Source organism: Thaumasiovibrio subtropicus, from assembly GCF_019703835.1.
Lineage (GTDB): Bacteria > Pseudomonadota > Gammaproteobacteria > Enterobacterales > Vibrionaceae > Thaumasiovibrio > Thaumasiovibrio subtropicus.
Genome location: NZ_AP023054.1, coordinates 2034188 through 2049030 on the forward strand (window position 1 = coordinate 2034188; position 14843 = coordinate 2049030).

The window sequence follows — 14843 nt, forward strand, 5'->3', positions numbered from 1 at the left end:
AATAGCAGTGCAATACAATGCAACCCTTCAAGAAGGCAAACAAAAACACTTCAACAACATTGCATCAAAGCATGTTGTTGAAGTGTCGACAGTTTGTTACCTGTTTGTCTCTCGCGTGGCAATGCATAAATGGGCATAATGCTAACGTAAATACCAAAAACATCCACAATACACACCTCGCATCACACATTAAGCAAATAAACATAATTCAAGTCAGTCATGCCGATAATCTATACTTATGCAATCAGACTACCTCAAGATGTAGATCAGTTAGAATAGGTTGGTAACCCTTCAATGAGCACGCTTTTAGACATCTGTGAAACATTGTTTTTACCTAATGACTGCGACATCAAGCCAACAACGCCAAGTTTGGAGAAAACAGGCCTGCAAAGTCATGCCGTAGCGCACGTCTCTTTATCTCCACTGTCTAAAAATGCGCAATTTTCTGCCCTCCTCTCGGAGTTGAACACCTTGGGTTTTGACCAATGCCTGTTTACTGCCGTGCCCACTTACGCGACGAAAGTAAAAGCAAAACCACATTTTTACACAAACTTCGATGCCGATTGGATGGCCTACTACATTGATAAGCACTATCACCTTAACGACAAAGCCCTGCAACACTGCCTAGCCCAGCCTGACACCCCGTTAATATGGCCTTCCAACAAAATGCTCAATGGCTATAACGCGAAAGAGAGAATTGTACGCTTGGAAGCTGAAAGCGCCGGCCTTGCTGTCGGGACAACCATTCCCTGTCAACTTCCCGGTGGGCTCGTCAGCACGTTCAGCCTTAGCTTTGATGGGACAGCCGAGCAATTCAAGGCTCAGTTTCATCAACATGAAAACATGCTAAAAACCATCGCACATGCCACCAGTCACGCCTTACTCGATGCAAATCCACGCCTTTTTACCCAGCCATTTAGCACCATTCTCTCTCCTCGAGAGAAAGATACATTGCTGTGGTTAAGCGAAGGATTTACCTATCAGCAAATCGCGCAAAAGCTCGGCGTTGGCGAAAGCACCGTGCGCAAACATGTTAGTCAGATTCTGCGTAAATTGAATGCGCGTAACACCGCCCAAGCGTGTGCGATGGCCATCCGCTGGCAACTCATCGATACCGGACTGATACGGTAGTCCTAACTGAATCCTGCCTCTTGAGGTGACTTGAGACTATGGGTTATTTAACCCATGTTGCTCCTCAAGCTATTTACCTACATTGAACACGGATTGCGGCCCTTTGGTCGCCTGATGGATTTCGTTCAATGGAGCAAGGTATGAAAAACATGATTTGGGCACTAAGCAGTGCTTTGATTTTACTTTCAGGCTGTAATAGTGGCGGCTCGGATAGCAGTCCGACTTCCAGCCCAGACTTATCGGGTTACGACCTTACTAGGCCACATTCCTATACGGGTTACTACGTCGGCTGTGGGGATTATAAAGCGACAGGGACAATCACCTTCACGCCATCCGGTGCGCAAGTCATTGGATCAAATTGGCATCATGATTGTCGCCTTTCGCCAATCAATCAAATTCTTACCCATGAAATTCCAAACTTAAGTGCCGTTAGCCAAGCGGAGTTCAGCCAGTTCCTTCGATCTGGTGACTATAGCAGTAACAATTTTACGTTTTCCTTCGAAGCGTTTGACAGCGCGGGGATACGCGTAAAAATTGATGACGCGGCTGACGGCAGTATTGAGTACTTCATCATGACACCTTCAGCCCCGGCCAATGCAGCGAGCGTCAATTTGATTGGTGACTGGCAATTCAGTGGCTATAAAGATTCCTGCCTTGGTCAACCTATTAGTGGCACCCTGTCCTTTACTACCTCAATGGTAACCATGAATACCACAGAATATGCAGACAATAGCCCATGCGACATTGAAGGCCCCTTCCTCTACACCACTCAACATGGCCTGCCAAAAGTGCAAGGCGTGACCTTGGCTGAGTTTCGTGTGCTGTTAGATCAAATGAGTACTAACGCGGTGAGCACGCAAGTGATAGCGTTTAATCAAAATGAAATCACGTATTCGGTGAGCTATGCCGATGATAAACAAACTATCAGTTTAAAACGCCAGTAACAGAAGGTGCAAAGGCGCGCTTCAAACTGCGCGCCTGATACCGTTAAGCTACCCGAAGGAGAAGAATAGTGAAAGGGTTCACCATCTCTAAGCAAAAGCTTGGTGTTCACATGTCAGCTTAGCGAGTGGGAGACGTATATCCTGTGGTCGTCGCGATAACAGTAAAACCCCGATTAGAGACAATTGGCTTACTCATATCAGAAGCATCAATGGTGAGATACTTGAGCCCACGAGTCTTAGCGTCAGCGATACGCTTATTTAATAACAAGCTATAGTACCCCTTACCTCGGTGAGACTGAATCGTGCTGCCGCCCCAAATCCCCGCAAATGGGCTATCTCCATTAAACGTTATCCAAGCTGACGTGACAGGCTGCCCATTGTCATAAATCACATAAATAGAAATCGAATCGGGTGAGGCTTTTTTAAGCGCTAGCAGGTATCGATATTGCCACTCAAGATCGCCTCCCCAGACCTGCTCCTGAACGTCAATGGCATCGCGTATCCCCTGACTATCAGACACTTCGGTTATCAATGATTCCTCAACCGCAATGTTATCCGTCATTGCCAGATCGAGAACCATGAAGGATTCAGTCTCTTCTTGCGTAAAGCCATTTTCCAGCAAGCAATCTGGGAGATTCTTAGGCTCATCGCTGCTATAAGTTTTCCACTCAAAACTGACGTTGCGGCGGTTAAAGTAGTCTAGCTGCTGCTTAACAATGGTCGAAGCCTGATTTTCATTAAAACGATAATAGGAAATATAACTTCCATAACGATCTTCGCTGACAAATTTTGATAGGTCTTTATCGGACGTCAACACCCCATTGAATGCGTTAATACGCTGCCGTTCATGCCCATTGTACTCACGCATGATTTCGATCTTGTTCATTTATTCTCTCCAATAGTACTGCTTGACTGGTATCTAATCAGATACGTGACTGACGCTGTCGTCTGGCGCCCTGTTTTGCTGCTCGAGTAACGCGAGCATCTTCGCCATTTTTTCATCTTGGTCTGATAAACGCTGGTTGAGCTCAGCGACTTGCCCTTCCAGTTTGCGGTTGTTGTCGATTGCCATCTCATCAACGAACACCGCTGTCGCGATCGATAGACCAAGAAAACCACCGACAAACAAAACAAACATAAAGAACAGGCGTATTAACCACGCATATTGCATTCCATCCGCAATGGCTTCATCCGGAATCTCATTCCAGTTCTCGATAAAGAAGACACTGAAAATGGTATAGAGTGATTGGATCGGATCACCAAAGTTCTCAGGAAGCAGGTGGGCAAAAAAGGCATTTCCAAACAGGGCGAATATCAGCATCATCATGAACAACATAACAAAAATTGCCGTTGTTGCTTTTAGCGCCAGCGCGATGTTGGTATACACGGTTTCAGCATGCGGTACAAACTTAAGCAACCTCATCACCTTCAATAGACGAGTCACACGGAGAAAACCAATGTTAATCACAAAGAAGTACGGTAAGGCCACAGCGAGAAAACCAATCACCACAATCGCAAAATCAAAGACATTACTCTTTTGAGAAAAGTACGTCCTCGCGCCTTTCAACTGCATTCGAACAATGACTTCCGCCATAAAGTAACAAGACAATGCCCACACCGCACCGTCAATCAGTAATCCAAATCGACCATGCACCTGTGGAAATGCATCAATAAAAATAAGTGCAACATAAACAAGAATTCCAATCCCTGCCAACTTCTCGTTAGCCAACCACTCTAATTTCTTCAATACCATTTTTTGACCTTAACCTGTTGCCTGTCGCGATTCAGATCCCAGTGTGTTTTTTATCGACGATATGTTTAGAATGCGATTCCCAGCTAGACAGTTATACCTGAGACATTTCCGTGGATAAAGTTGATTAGACAGCCCACCCAATCGTATCAACCTAAAACCACAGCCATTGTTAACATAATGATGTTTAAGGTTAAAATTAACGAAATCGGCATTCGGGTCACAAATACCTCAATGATAGAAAGCCGTTCTGCCGCTCTTCTAGACGTATCCCACAAAATCAAACCACGTTTTGATTTGAACCATCTCACAGAGTTTTCAGAAACCCGCGTAACCGCTTGAGTTACATCAGGGGATTTTCCATTCTAGAACTTCACTGAATTCGGAGAATCTCATGACGCCCCTCTCAACCTCTGCCCTAGCCAAAAAGCGGGGTACCCAAGCGAAAGCACTTTTTGATGAGTTGACTCAAGCAGGATTTGTTATCCGCGAAAATGATGCATGGGTATTAACGAATGCGGGAAGTCAAGCTGGGGGTGAGTACAAAGAGAGCCCCAAGTACGGCAGATATATCGTTTGGCCTGAAGACGTCGAGATAAAACCCGCAGGTAAATTACTCACTGCGTCAAAGCTCGGCGAAGCGCTCAACATTAGTGCCCGCACACTTAACCAGTTACTGGACGAGTTAGGCTGGATTAATAAGGCGGTAAAAGGTTGGAAGGTGACGGATGCTGGCAAGCGCGTTGGCGGGGTCCAGAAAGAAGACAACCGTTCGGGCATTCCCTATGTGGCTTGGAACGAATCGATTCTGTCCAGTAAAGCCCTGACCGATTCAGTGAAGCAATTTCTTGGGGTCGAAGCAGAAGCGACCTCAACCGATAACTCTATCTCGAGTTTTAGACAAAAGTTCGAAGCTAAACATCGATCTACGGATGGTCACTACGTCCGCTCTAAAGCCGAGATGTTGATTGATAACTGGCTCTACATGGCTGGCCTTGTCCACGCTTATGAGCGCAAGCTCCCCGTGGAAGAAGATGTCTACTGTGATTTTTACCTCCCCGCAGGAAAAATCTATATCGAGTTTTGGGGCTTAGAAAATGACCCCAAATACGCCGATAGGAAAAAGATAAAGCAAGACATCTACAAAAAGTACAACTTTAATTTGATTGAATTGAATGACGATGACGTCCAAAACCTCGATGACATTTTGCCGAGGCTATTGCTTAAGTTTGACGTTACCGCCTATTAGTTAAGTCTTCGCGCCGCGCGCTCTGTACAATCTCGCCGTCATATCCATAGTGGGACAAGGTAGAGATTGGTTTTCAATCGCTGCGCCAAGACAGGATATTGAACCATGAAAAAACGCATTTTTTGGAGTGCCACCGCACTCTGTATAGCCGCACTTAGCGGCCCTTCGTCGTTGGCACAAAACAGTCCGCACGCTGCCCCCGCGTGGCAGTATGTGGAAGCCTTTTCTGTAGAGCCTCTTGCAATTGAGTCGGCACTCGACCATATCATCAAGAGTAATGGCACCTCACCCAGCTTTGATGATCTGATGTCGATTTCTAATCAGGTTACAGAATCCCATATTAAGGATACGTACTTCGTCTTAGCGCTCTTTAGTGCGGCAGTCTCTCAACAAGAGTCAAAAGCCATTGCGGCTTTGGCTCACTATCAGCCAGAAGCCACCTACATGGACAATCTGTCTGAGTTACATATTGAAGAATTGGTTTTATCCGCCAGCTATAGTTGGCTAGTGAATAACCGCGTCTTTACCGTACCTACCAGCATGATGAGAACCATGCCGTCTTTAATTGCAGAAAGCACGCCCACCTGGGGATCCAACAGAGATGGTTATTTCAATATCGCCACACCCGAAGATTGGCAAGGGTTTAACAGCGACACATATCAAACATGGCGAACACTGCTTGATGACATCGAAAGCCCAGCGAAAGATCTTTATCACGGCTCGATTCGTCAGGCGCGATTTAAACAAGAGCGCATTTACCACGCGTTATTAACCATGGCACCTGAGCACCTTAAGCGCGAATATGCCACGCATTTCGAAGCACAAGCCGACCTCCCTGTCAGTCAGTCAAGGCTCGATTGGATGAGCCTTTGGCAATATCACGGCGCTTATGAGTTTCATAAAGTCGAAGCCTATCGAAAAGCAAAAACAGCACTGGTGCAGTCGCTTACGCCACAACTTGCGCAAATTCATAACATCGCGTCCAATGAAGCCCGCACCTTGGCGGATACTTTCATTCATTTGATGGAGTCTCGGTTTATATTTCACCCCCGTCACGAAATCCAATACAACGCGATGGTGGATTTAATCGAAGCGCGTGGTTGGGTCGGTGTGGTCAACACCCCTGACGTGTTTGATGAATATCAGCGCATTGAGCAGTTAAAATTCTTGGGCGGTTACTTACTCATCAATGCCTATCAAGCCTCTGAGGTCGATATTCCTTCACCTATGGCGATTGCCACCGCGGTGCAAACCTCAACCGAGCCAACAAGCAGCGCCGCTGCCAGCACCCAACCTGATACACAAATGGCGCAAAGTACACTCCCGCCCGTACCTTACCACTATGATGTCAAAGCCTACCTAAAGTGGCTAACTAACAATCACGCCGATATTGCGGCACAAGAAATCATTAATATGGCGGTGACACTCGGTGGCTCCGAATACCAATTAATAGACGAGCTTAAGACTCTACCCAGCCAATGGGGCACTTTTAATAAAACCCCCCTTATGTATGCCGCACAATATAATCATCTACCCGCGGTTGAATACTTGGTAACGCACTACCCGCAACTCGCCACCGCGACCACCACGGCGAACAACTTGCTGGAAGAGGACACAATTTACCAATACTACGCTTGGGGCTATGAGCCGCCAAAGATAGCCAATCGTTCTGTGATTACCTATGGATTTGAAAACGGTAGTCTCGATATGATCGAGTGGTTGCAACAACATGTCCCGCCTACCGTTCAATCTCAGTCGGACAGTGCTGGCCGTAGCGCAAAAGATTATCTACAACTCAATGACCGCTTAAGCGATGCACAACGGGACAGCATCATTTTTCCAACCACGCCAGCCTCTCACAAAGTGCAATAAACTTCTGCCTCTGAACGCCATGACGCATCCTGTCATGGCGTTCACCCTTTTTCACAACTCGCCTCTTTTCATACTGCGCAGCTTTCATAACTCTGTGTAGCGGATTCAAATTTTCATTTGCAACAAAATTGACACACCCGACAATCGAATTACTATGCTAAATTCTAATCAATAAGCCCATATTAAACAGATGGTTATACTTTCAAATTGAATTATTATTTATTTAATTTGTGATTTTAGGCTTTGTAAAAGTCATTCTACTACCTTCTCGTTGGCTTTAAGGAAAATGTGTTTAGAAATTGGAATTCAGGAAGAGATATGACTCCAGAAGTAAAACCGCAAAACCCCAACTTTTCTTCAGGCCCTTGTTCGAAACGACCTGGGTATGACCTTCAAAAACTCAATACCGAGACATTAGGACGCTCTCACCGAGCCGCTGTCGGCAAAGCTGCGCTTAAAAAAGCCATTGACGATACAAAAACCTTGCTCGATCTTCCAGAAGACTATCTGGTTGGTATCGTGCCCGCCTCCGATACGGGCGCCATGGAAATGGCACTGTGGAACCTGCTTGGACCTAAGCCAGTCGACGTCTGCGCGTGGGAGTCATTTGGTAAAGAGTGGCTCACCGACATTACCAAGCAGCTTAAACTCGATAATGTACGCACATTTGAAGCGGGTTATGGTGAACTTCCCGATCTAAGTCAAACCAACCCAGATCACGACATTGTCTTTACATGGAACGGCACCACCTCTGGTGTCAAAGTGCCTGACGGCGATTGGATTAAGGATGATCGTCAGGGGCTGACCATTTGTGACGCAACCTCGGCGGTCTTTGCGATGCCAATGCCGTGGGAAAAACTCGACGTCATTACCTTTAGTTGGCAAAAAGTGCTCGGCGGCGAAGGCGCACATGGCGTGCTTATCTTAAGCCCTCGCGCGGTAGCTCGCTTAGAAAGCTATCAACCTAGCTGGCCCTTGCCCAAGATCTTCCGCCTCACCAAGGCTGGTAAGTTGATCAATGGCATCTTTGAAGGTGCAACCATCAATACACCGTCCATGCTGTGTGTCGCGGATTACCAAGACGCCCTCGATTGGGTAGAGGCTATCGGTGGGACAGACAAAGCGATAGAGAAATCAGAAGCTAACTTAGCCGTGTTGAGTAAATTTGTCACCGACACACCATGGATCGATTTCCTTGCCCAATCGCCAGAAACGCGTTCCAACACCAGTGTGTGCTTCAGCCTCAAGCTAGATGACTACGAAACAAAACAGTTTATCAAGCTGCTTGCTGATGCGGGTGTCGCCTATGATATTGGCGCTTACCGAGATGCGCCTGCTGGTTTACGTATTTGGTGTGGCAGCACAGTTGAAGCCAGTGACTTAACAGCACTCCTTCCTTGGCTAGACTGGGCTTATGCACAAGTCGCACGATAATAACAATTTCATCAGCGCCCTATGAGGCGCTGTTTTTTTGCTTGCAAACAGCAACATCCAAACGAAACACAAGGACGTGAAATGTACAACATCCAAACATATAACCAAATTTCTCCACTTGGCCTCAACAAGCTAGAGCCTGAGCTATTCAATGTCAGCGATAGCCATCAGCAGGCTAATGGCATCATCTTGCGATCACACAAGCTACTTGCCGAAGAGTGTGCGAGCGACCTTCTTGCGATTGCGCGTGCAGGGGCAGGCACAAACAACGTCCCGGTTGACCATTGCACCCAACAAGGCACAGTAGTTTTTAATACCCCCGGCGCAAACGCCAATGCGGTCAAAGAGTTGGTGATCACTGCCCTGCTCTTAGGCTGCCGCGGTATTGCTGAAGGCATGCAGTACGTTAGCCAGATGGATCCTAGTCAGGATAAAGCGGTCTTCAACAAAGATGTAGAAGCACAGAAAAAACGCTTCAAAGGCGTCGAACTCAAAGGAAAAACACTCGGTGTTATCGGGTTAGGCGCCATCGGTGCCAATGTGGCGTCGTGCTGCTTAGAGTTAGGCATGAACGTACTGGGTTACGATCCTGCCATCTCTGTCGATGCGGCATGGCGACTCCCCAGCGCTGTCACTAAGATGGAAAGCCTCGAAGCCCTATTAAAAGAAGCGGATTTTATCACCCTTCATGTGCCGGCTATCCCAAGTACCATTGGTCTGATTAATGAAGAAAGCTTACACAAGGTGAAACAAGGCGCAGTGTTGGTCAACTTTGCCCGTAACGAAATTGTCGATGTCCAAGCGATCAGCGGTGCACTCGAAGCGGGAATCGTCAGCAAATATATCAGCGACTTCCCGGTTGCCGAACTGCTAAACCACCCTAAAGTGCTACTTATGCCTCACCTTGGTGCCAGCACACAAGAAGCCGAGAACAATTGTGCGGTCATGGCCGCCGATCAAATGCGCGATTTTCTGTTACACGGCAACATCAAAAACTCCGTCAACTTCCCTAACACCGCCCTCTCACTCAGTACAGGCCATCGGATTACGTTTTGTAATCAAAACGTACCCGGCGTACTTGGGGATGTGATGAGTATCCTTGCCGATGAAAAAATCAATGTCGCCGATATGATCAACAAAAGTCATGACAACATCGCCTACAGCATCCTCGATATCGAGTCTCCACTGTCTGACGCAGTGAAAGCTCGTATTGAAGCGATCGATGCTGTTATAAAAATGCGCTATATCGAGACAGCAACACGCGGTTAACCCCTTATTCAGGGGTAAGAATCGACGCAGAGCCACCTTTCAACGGTGGCTCACATTACAAAATCTTACAGCCTAGAGCCTCGCCCATCTGGTACGTTGTGTACTCACGTTAACGCAAACCGAGGCATTCATGGTATTACCCCCTGCGTCGTTACTGAACGAAAATATCGCCACCGCCTATTTTTATGACACCTTCAGTGTTAACGCGGTTTATCAAGGTGAAACCGCTTTGGATTACTACCTAACAATGGCTCGGCGTATCCCGTATTGGGTCAACCAAATGATGGCGTTACGTAATTGGGTTGTCAGTCACTTAGGATTGAAACATCTCGGCGCACTTGATGATATAGACTTCGATAAAGCGGCAACGGATTATTCGAAAGGCGATAAAGTAGGTATTTTCACCGTCGTTAAAAACAGTGTATCTGAAGTGGTGTTAGAGGACAGGGATAAACACCTAAATGTACGCGTTTCTTTTCTGATTGAACCGGAGGGAGACACTTCCGTGGTGCACGCTTCAACATCGGTTCATGTCAATAATGATCTTGGCAAAATCTACATGCTCTTTGTTGAGCCAATGCATAAAATCATCGTACCCCGCTCACTAAAAAACATCGCCATTGAGTAACATTCCCGGCACTAGGCCGGGAGTGTTCGTTTACAGAAAGTAAAATTGGCAATCCGCTACAATACGTATTGATATCTAGTTTCCACTTCTTGAACCAGATCGCTGAGAGCCACAATCAGCACTTTCAATTATAGTACAATCTTATTGCATCTATCATTAACAGAGTAATAGCTAATTCTTCGCTGATTAGCTGTTCGTCATACTCCACCTCAATGTATTCGGGCGGCTCTTCGTACTCACACTTTTTAATGTACTTGCACGAAAACCAATACCAAAAACGGAATCCAGTTCGAATTCGGCCCGCATACTGGCCATCAAAAAAAACATTCTTTTGTCTATCGTTTCTTTCAAAGCGCAATACATGATTATCCCGTAATAGTAATTCAGAATAAGAAAAGCCCAACTTCATCCGACCCTTCATATCTTGACCATCAAAAAAACGCCAAATCCCACCACTAACTATATCCGCCACGAGCCTCATTTCCTTATAAATGTAAAACTCACCACCCGCATCTATCAAGGTATAACAACTCGGTATACCGGGTATTTTATAATAGGAAGAACACCAAGGACTTAAAGGCAGAAAGCTCTTATCTGGCTTACTATCAATGTACTCATAAAGAGGCTGTGTCATTTCCAGTTTTTTCATCTACTCTCGCGCTTCGCCCCCGAAGAAATTGCATGCAGTTCCTTCTCAGCGAGTGAAGGAATTCTTTAGCAGATATATATGTGAGAAATCTTCTTTATGAACTAATGCAACGTAATAAATCTATTTTTAAGATGTACATAAACTGCTTGAAGCTAGCAGCAAAGCAACTGCATACTTTTCTTCTATCAAATTTTCATCATATTCTAACGCTGCATAGTTTGCCAAAATCTCCCAACGTCCTGTTTTAATAAAATTCAAAAATTCTCTAACAATACCCCCTACAACGTAATAACGAGCAGCTATTTTTCCATTATAAGCATATGTTCCAACCTCAACATACTTTAACTCTATTGTCTTTCCCTGCTTACTAAGAACACTCCATCCAAAGTCATGTCTGTTTCTATAAAAAGATTTCATTGTACCATCGTAAAATCGAATTTTATCCTCTCCTACTACAGCCAACTCCTTCCCGTATTGGGCTAACCCATACGTGTTAGGCAAAAGGCCTAATCTATGTCCTTCCCATCCCTCCCCTTAATTTTGAACTGCCCTTCAGTGATCAACCCAAAGCCACCATTAGAATACTTAATTACTTTCATTTTTTACCTTTAAGCGCAACAAAGTAAAAGTCAACTCGAATGGAATAATCGCTATCATTGCTATCTTTCACAAGCAATATCGATGACCTCGACATAGAAACACAGCTGTAATCACATTCTGACTATGGTGAAGACTAATATAACTCAAACATAGACGGCAACTTAATTAGTAAGCTTCGTTCTCAAGAGCTTCTCTTAAGCTTTCTAGTTCGATATCCAGACTCCATCGCCAAGCAATTTTCGGCCCGCATTGGGGCTGTGGTTAAATGCATCGATGGAAACACTCGCCGCCCCGCTCAAACATCCTGCAAGCTAAGGTAACGGATACACTTTCTAAAAACGCTCCAAGACAAATTCAGAAGACACATCGAACTCTGCGCCTATATCGTTAGCATATGCAGTGAAAAAGGCGATATGAGCCTCCCGCCATCACGTGTAGCTGGCGTCCCCTTCACCTTCAGCGCGAGCAAAGTCTTCAGTCACTTCATTGAAAGGAGCAGTAGAGACTTGGGTAAGTCGGACAATGCAAACAGGCTCTTGGGCCCAGTTCAAAACCACAGTCAAGCGCCCTACTTCAGGTAAGGGTTCGTTTTCAATCAGATAAGCCTGCTTTAAACTGCATGATGCTGTCTTTTTTCCTGCCAAGATAAGCGCTGCTCATGTATACTCAATGTGCAGGTTTCTTTTCTGATTGAACCCCTAGGAGACACTACCGTGGTGCACGCTTCAACATCGGTTCATGTCAATAATGATCTTGGCAAAATCTACATGCTCTTTGTTGAGCCAATGCATAAAATCATCGTACCCCGCTCACTAAAAAACATCGCCATTGAGTAACATTCCCGGCACTAGGCCGGGAATGTTCGTTCACAGAAAATAAAATTGACAATCCACTACAATACGTATCGATATGAAGTGTCTACCTATTGAACTAGATCGCTGAGAGCCACAATCAGCACTTTCACTTATTGATCCAATCTTATTGCATCTATCATTAACAGAGTAATAGCTAATTCTTCGCTGATTAGCTGTTCGTCATACTCCACCTCAATGTATTCGGGCGGCTCTTCGTACTCACACTTTTTAATGTATTTACACGAAAACCAGTACCAAGGACGGAACCCAGTTCGAATTCGTCCCGCATACTGACCGTCAACAGAAATATTCTCTTGCCTATCGTTTCTTTCAAAGCGCAATACATGATTATCCCGTAGTAATAGTTCAGAATAAAAAAAGCCCAACTTCATCCGACCCTTCATATCTTGACCATCAAAAAAACGCCAAATCCCACCACTAACTATATCCGCCACGAGCTTTCTATCCTTATAAATATGAAACCTTGGCCCACCACAAACAAAAACCAATGTATAACAACTCGGTATGCCCGGTATTTTATAATAATTAGAAGACCACGGACTAAAAGGCAGAAAGCTCTTATCTGGCGTTCTATCAATGTACTTATAAAGAGGCTGTATTATTTCCAGTTTTTCATCTACTCTCGCGCTTCGCCCCCAAAGAAATTAGTATGCAGTTCCTTCTCAGCGAGTGAAGGAGTTCTTTAGCAGATATATATGTGAGAGATTTTCTCTATGAATTAATGCAACGTAATAAATCTATTTTTAAGATGTACATAAACTGCTTGAAGCTAGCAGCAAAGCAACTGCATACTTTTCTTCTATCAAATTTTCATCATATTCTAACGCTGCATAGTTTGCCAAAATCTCCCAACGCATTGCCACGCACATCAGCGAAATGAGTTCAATACATAGCTAAATTCAGGGCGCTATTGGGATGACATCAATAATCTTTTGGAAATCAATCTCAAAAACACGACTCGTACGTCTCGCAAAAATACGACTGCCATAAGATAAACCGCACTGCTTCGTTCGCCCCTGAGTCTCTTCGAAGATCTGTTTTCTCACATCATTCAGCTGCTCTTCATAACTATCTGAATTAATCGACTTAGCTGGAAGTAACATCATGTTTAATGTAATTAAGATATCGTCTGACGAATCTCGCAATACTCCCTTTTTTTTCACAAGGAAAATTGGGGAAAGCGAAGGGGTTAATTCACTTAAATAAACAAATTCCCCTTGTTTGTCTTTACAATAAACATCTGCAAACATAATCTGATTACACTCAGCGTGATACCCTATTTCTTCAAGTGCTCTATCAAAAATCACTCTATCGACGAGAAGACCGAGTTCAACCGCAGGAATATCGCGCTTGTCCTGTAAGCTTCTTTCCATGCACCAGCGATTATCTATAAACTCGCCTCCCCGAAACATACTCTCGTTCGTATATTTGATCGACGTCACTTCAACTGTAGGTGCTGAGCAACCACAAATCCCGACCAGCAATACAGCGCTGATTAACTTTCGCCCGAGTCGGTTATCTAGTTGCATTGAGTATCTCCTGCCATGCTGTTGTTCCGTTATTCTCAGTATTGAGCATTATCGGAACATATCCGTGATTAGCCTGTGTAGCATTATAGCTTCGATAGTTTGGCTCATTATAGCGACCATGCATTGTTTCCCCCCAATGTCCACCTAAGCGAGTAATCCCGTCATCTCTAATAAATAGTCGCCATCATTGCCATCTTTCACAATTAATATCGATGACCTCGACATAGAAACACAGGTGAAATCACAGTCTCGCTATGCTGATTTTAAAAACCCCAAGTGTAAACACGAAGTCAATTGGAAAACTGGGCGTTCTAGAGCGTTTATGGTTTCGAGTGTGGGCTCCTGACTCCATTGTAGTTAGTTTGAGACCGGTATGTGAAAAGCAACCAAGATGCATCGATGGAAACACTCGCCGCCCGATCAAACATCCTGCAAACTAAGGTAACGGATACACTTTCTCAAAGCGCTCCAAGACCAGTTCAGAAGACACATCGAACTCTGCGCCTATCTCGTTAGCATATGCAGTGAAAAAGGCGATATGAGCCTCTCGCCACCACGTGTAGCTGCCGTCCCCTTCACCTTCAGCGCGAGCAAAGTCTTCAGTCACTTCATTGAAAGGAGCAGTAGAGACTTGGGTTAGTCGAACAATACAAACGGGCTCTTGGGCCCAGTTCAAAACCACAGTCAAGCGCCCTACTTCGGGTAAGGGTTCGTTTTCAATCAGATAAGCCTGCTTTAAACTGCATGATGCTGTCTTTTTTCCTGCCAAGATAAGCGCTGCACAAGTATTGGCATTTTCTTCATCGCTACAAAAGTGTTCAGCGATCATCTGCGGAACAGCTGCGCGTTGTTCTGAACTCAATGTTTCAAGGTATTGATTCAGGTACTCACTTTGCTGTGCATTCATACTCGA

Annotated in this window: 16 protein-coding genes; 8 read left to right on the top strand and 8 right to left on the bottom strand. The window is 45.1% G+C overall.

The features are described from left to right. Positions 1-294 precede the first annotated feature (294 nt). Positions 295-1131 (top strand): helix-turn-helix transcriptional regulator, encoded by an 837-nt coding sequence (locus TSUB_RS08985; protein WP_087019277.1) that lies wholly within the window; start codon positions 295-297, stop codon positions 1129-1131. A 140-nt stretch (positions 1132-1271) separates the two neighbouring features. Next, the gene (locus tag TSUB_RS08990) at positions 1272-2075 is read left to right on the top strand and encodes a hypothetical protein (protein ID WP_159064876.1); all 804 of its coding nucleotides are present in this window, start codon (positions 1272-1274) and stop codon (positions 2073-2075) included. 118 nt (positions 2076-2193) lie between these two features. Here TSUB_RS08990 and TSUB_RS08995 read toward each other — a convergent pair whose 3' ends face one another. Beyond that, complete coding sequence (locus TSUB_RS08995; protein ID WP_087019283.1) at positions 2194-2961, bottom strand: GNAT family N-acetyltransferase; 768 nt, start codon at positions 2959-2961, stop codon at positions 2194-2196. A gap of 33 nt (positions 2962-2994) precedes the next feature. Beyond that, positions 2995-3828, bottom strand: coding sequence for an ion transporter (locus TSUB_RS09000; RefSeq protein WP_087019287.1), 834 nt, complete (start codon positions 3826-3828; stop codon positions 2995-2997). Between the two features lie 391 nt (positions 3829-4219). Between TSUB_RS09000 and TSUB_RS09005 the strand changes: the two genes are divergently transcribed. The 5 genes from TSUB_RS09005 (at position 4220) to TSUB_RS09025 (ending at position 10277) form a co-directional block, all read left to right on the top strand. Beyond that, positions 4220-5074 carry a glycerol kinase gene (locus tag TSUB_RS09005; protein ID WP_087019290.1) on the top strand — a complete coding sequence of 285 codons (855 nt, stop codon included), beginning with the start codon at positions 4220-4222 and terminating at the stop codon, positions 5072-5074. A 105-nt stretch (positions 5075-5179) separates the two neighbouring features. Then, positions 5180-6946, top strand: coding sequence for an ankyrin repeat domain-containing protein (locus tag TSUB_RS09010; protein WP_087019293.1), 1767 nt, complete (start codon positions 5180-5182; stop codon positions 6944-6946). Positions 6947-7264: 318 nt separating this feature from the next. Continuing rightward, on the top strand, positions 7265-8380 hold the full coding sequence (locus tag TSUB_RS09015) for a phosphoserine transaminase (RefSeq protein ID WP_087019296.1): 1116 nt from the start codon (positions 7265-7267) through the stop codon (positions 8378-8380). Between the two features lie 81 nt (positions 8381-8461). Then, complete coding sequence (locus TSUB_RS09020; protein ID WP_087019299.1) at positions 8462-9649, top strand: phosphoglycerate dehydrogenase; 1188 nt, start codon at positions 8462-8464, stop codon at positions 9647-9649. Between the two features lie 130 nt (positions 9650-9779). Beyond that, positions 9780-10277, top strand: coding sequence for a DUF2867 domain-containing protein (locus tag TSUB_RS09025; RefSeq protein ID WP_087019302.1), 498 nt, complete (start codon positions 9780-9782; stop codon positions 10275-10277). 124 nt (positions 10278-10401) lie between these two features. On the opposite strand, the gene TSUB_RS09030 is transcribed toward TSUB_RS09025, so the two are convergent. The 3 genes from TSUB_RS09030 to TSUB_RS09040 all read right to left on the bottom strand — a co-directional run bounded on the left by TSUB_RS09030 (position 10402) and on the right by TSUB_RS09040 (position 12170). After that, complete coding sequence (locus TSUB_RS09030; RefSeq protein WP_087019306.1) at positions 10402-10926, bottom strand: hypothetical protein; 525 nt, start codon at positions 10924-10926, stop codon at positions 10402-10404. Between the two features lie 126 nt (positions 10927-11052). Continuing rightward, a complete protein-coding gene (locus tag TSUB_RS09035) occupies positions 11053-11388 on the bottom strand; it encodes a hypothetical protein (RefSeq protein WP_159064877.1) in 336 nt (111 codons plus the stop codon). A gap of 566 nt (positions 11389-11954) precedes the next feature. Beyond that, positions 11955-12170, bottom strand: coding sequence for an ASCH domain-containing protein (locus tag TSUB_RS09040; protein WP_414718328.1), 216 nt, complete (start codon positions 12168-12170; stop codon positions 11955-11957). 27 nt (positions 12171-12197) lie between these two features. On the opposite strand from TSUB_RS09040, the gene TSUB_RS09045 reads away from it, so the two are divergent. Next, positions 12198-12362: a DUF2867 domain-containing protein gene (locus TSUB_RS09045; RefSeq protein ID WP_281422908.1), complete on the top strand. Its 165-nt coding sequence runs from the start codon at positions 12198-12200 to the stop codon at positions 12360-12362. Positions 12363-12490: 128 nt separating this feature from the next. Here the strand turns inward: TSUB_RS09045 and TSUB_RS09050 are convergent, their stop codons facing one another. The 3 genes from TSUB_RS09050 to TSUB_RS09060 all read right to left on the bottom strand — a co-directional run bounded on the left by TSUB_RS09050 (position 12491) and on the right by TSUB_RS09060 (position 14837). Continuing rightward, a complete protein-coding gene (locus TSUB_RS09050) occupies positions 12491-12835 on the bottom strand; it encodes a hypothetical protein (RefSeq protein ID WP_087016990.1) in 345 nt (114 codons plus the stop codon). Between the two features lie 465 nt (positions 12836-13300). Beyond that, a complete protein-coding gene (locus TSUB_RS09055; RefSeq protein WP_087022984.1) occupies positions 13301-13930 on the bottom strand; it encodes a hypothetical protein in 630 nt (209 codons plus the stop codon). Between the two features lie 436 nt (positions 13931-14366). After that, positions 14367-14837 carry an ASCH domain-containing protein gene (locus TSUB_RS09060; protein ID WP_087022986.1) on the bottom strand — a complete coding sequence of 157 codons (471 nt, stop codon included), beginning with the start codon at positions 14835-14837 and terminating at the stop codon, positions 14367-14369. Positions 14838-14843: the final 6 nt, after the last annotated feature.

Coding starts and splice junctions, on each gene's coding strand:
- TSUB_RS09015 (WP_087019296.1), top strand. CDS start 7,265: ATGACTCCAGAAGTAAAACCGCAAAACCCCAACTTTTCTTCAGGCCCT.
- TSUB_RS08985 (WP_087019277.1), top strand. CDS start 295: ATGAGCACGCTTTTAGACATCTGTGAAACATTGTTTTTACCTAATGAC.
- TSUB_RS09010 (WP_087019293.1), top strand. CDS start 5,180: ATGAAAAAACGCATTTTTTGGAGTGCCACCGCACTCTGTATAGCCGCA.
- TSUB_RS08990 (WP_159064876.1), top strand. CDS start 1,272: ATGAAAAACATGATTTGGGCACTAAGCAGTGCTTTGATTTTACTTTCA.
- TSUB_RS09020 (WP_087019299.1), top strand. CDS start 8,462: ATGTACAACATCCAAACATATAACCAAATTTCTCCACTTGGCCTCAAC.
- TSUB_RS09055 (WP_087022984.1), bottom strand. CDS start 13,930: ATGCAACTAGATAACCGACTCGGGCGAAAGTTAATCAGCGCTGTATTG.
- TSUB_RS09005 (WP_087019290.1), top strand. CDS start 4,220: ATGACGCCCCTCTCAACCTCTGCCCTAGCCAAAAAGCGGGGTACCCAA.
- TSUB_RS09025 (WP_087019302.1), top strand. CDS start 9,780: ATGGTATTACCCCCTGCGTCGTTACTGAACGAAAATATCGCCACCGCC.
- TSUB_RS08995 (WP_087019283.1), bottom strand. CDS start 2,961: ATGAACAAGATCGAAATCATGCGTGAGTACAATGGGCATGAACGGCAG.
- TSUB_RS09030 (WP_087019306.1), bottom strand. CDS start 10,926: ATGAAAAAACTGGAAATGACACAGCCTCTTTATGAGTACATTGATAGT.
- TSUB_RS09000 (WP_087019287.1), bottom strand. CDS start 3,828: ATGGTATTGAAGAAATTAGAGTGGTTGGCTAACGAGAAGTTGGCAGGG.
- TSUB_RS09060 (WP_087022986.1), bottom strand. CDS start 14,837: ATGAATGCACAGCAAAGTGAGTACCTGAATCAATACCTTGAAACATTG.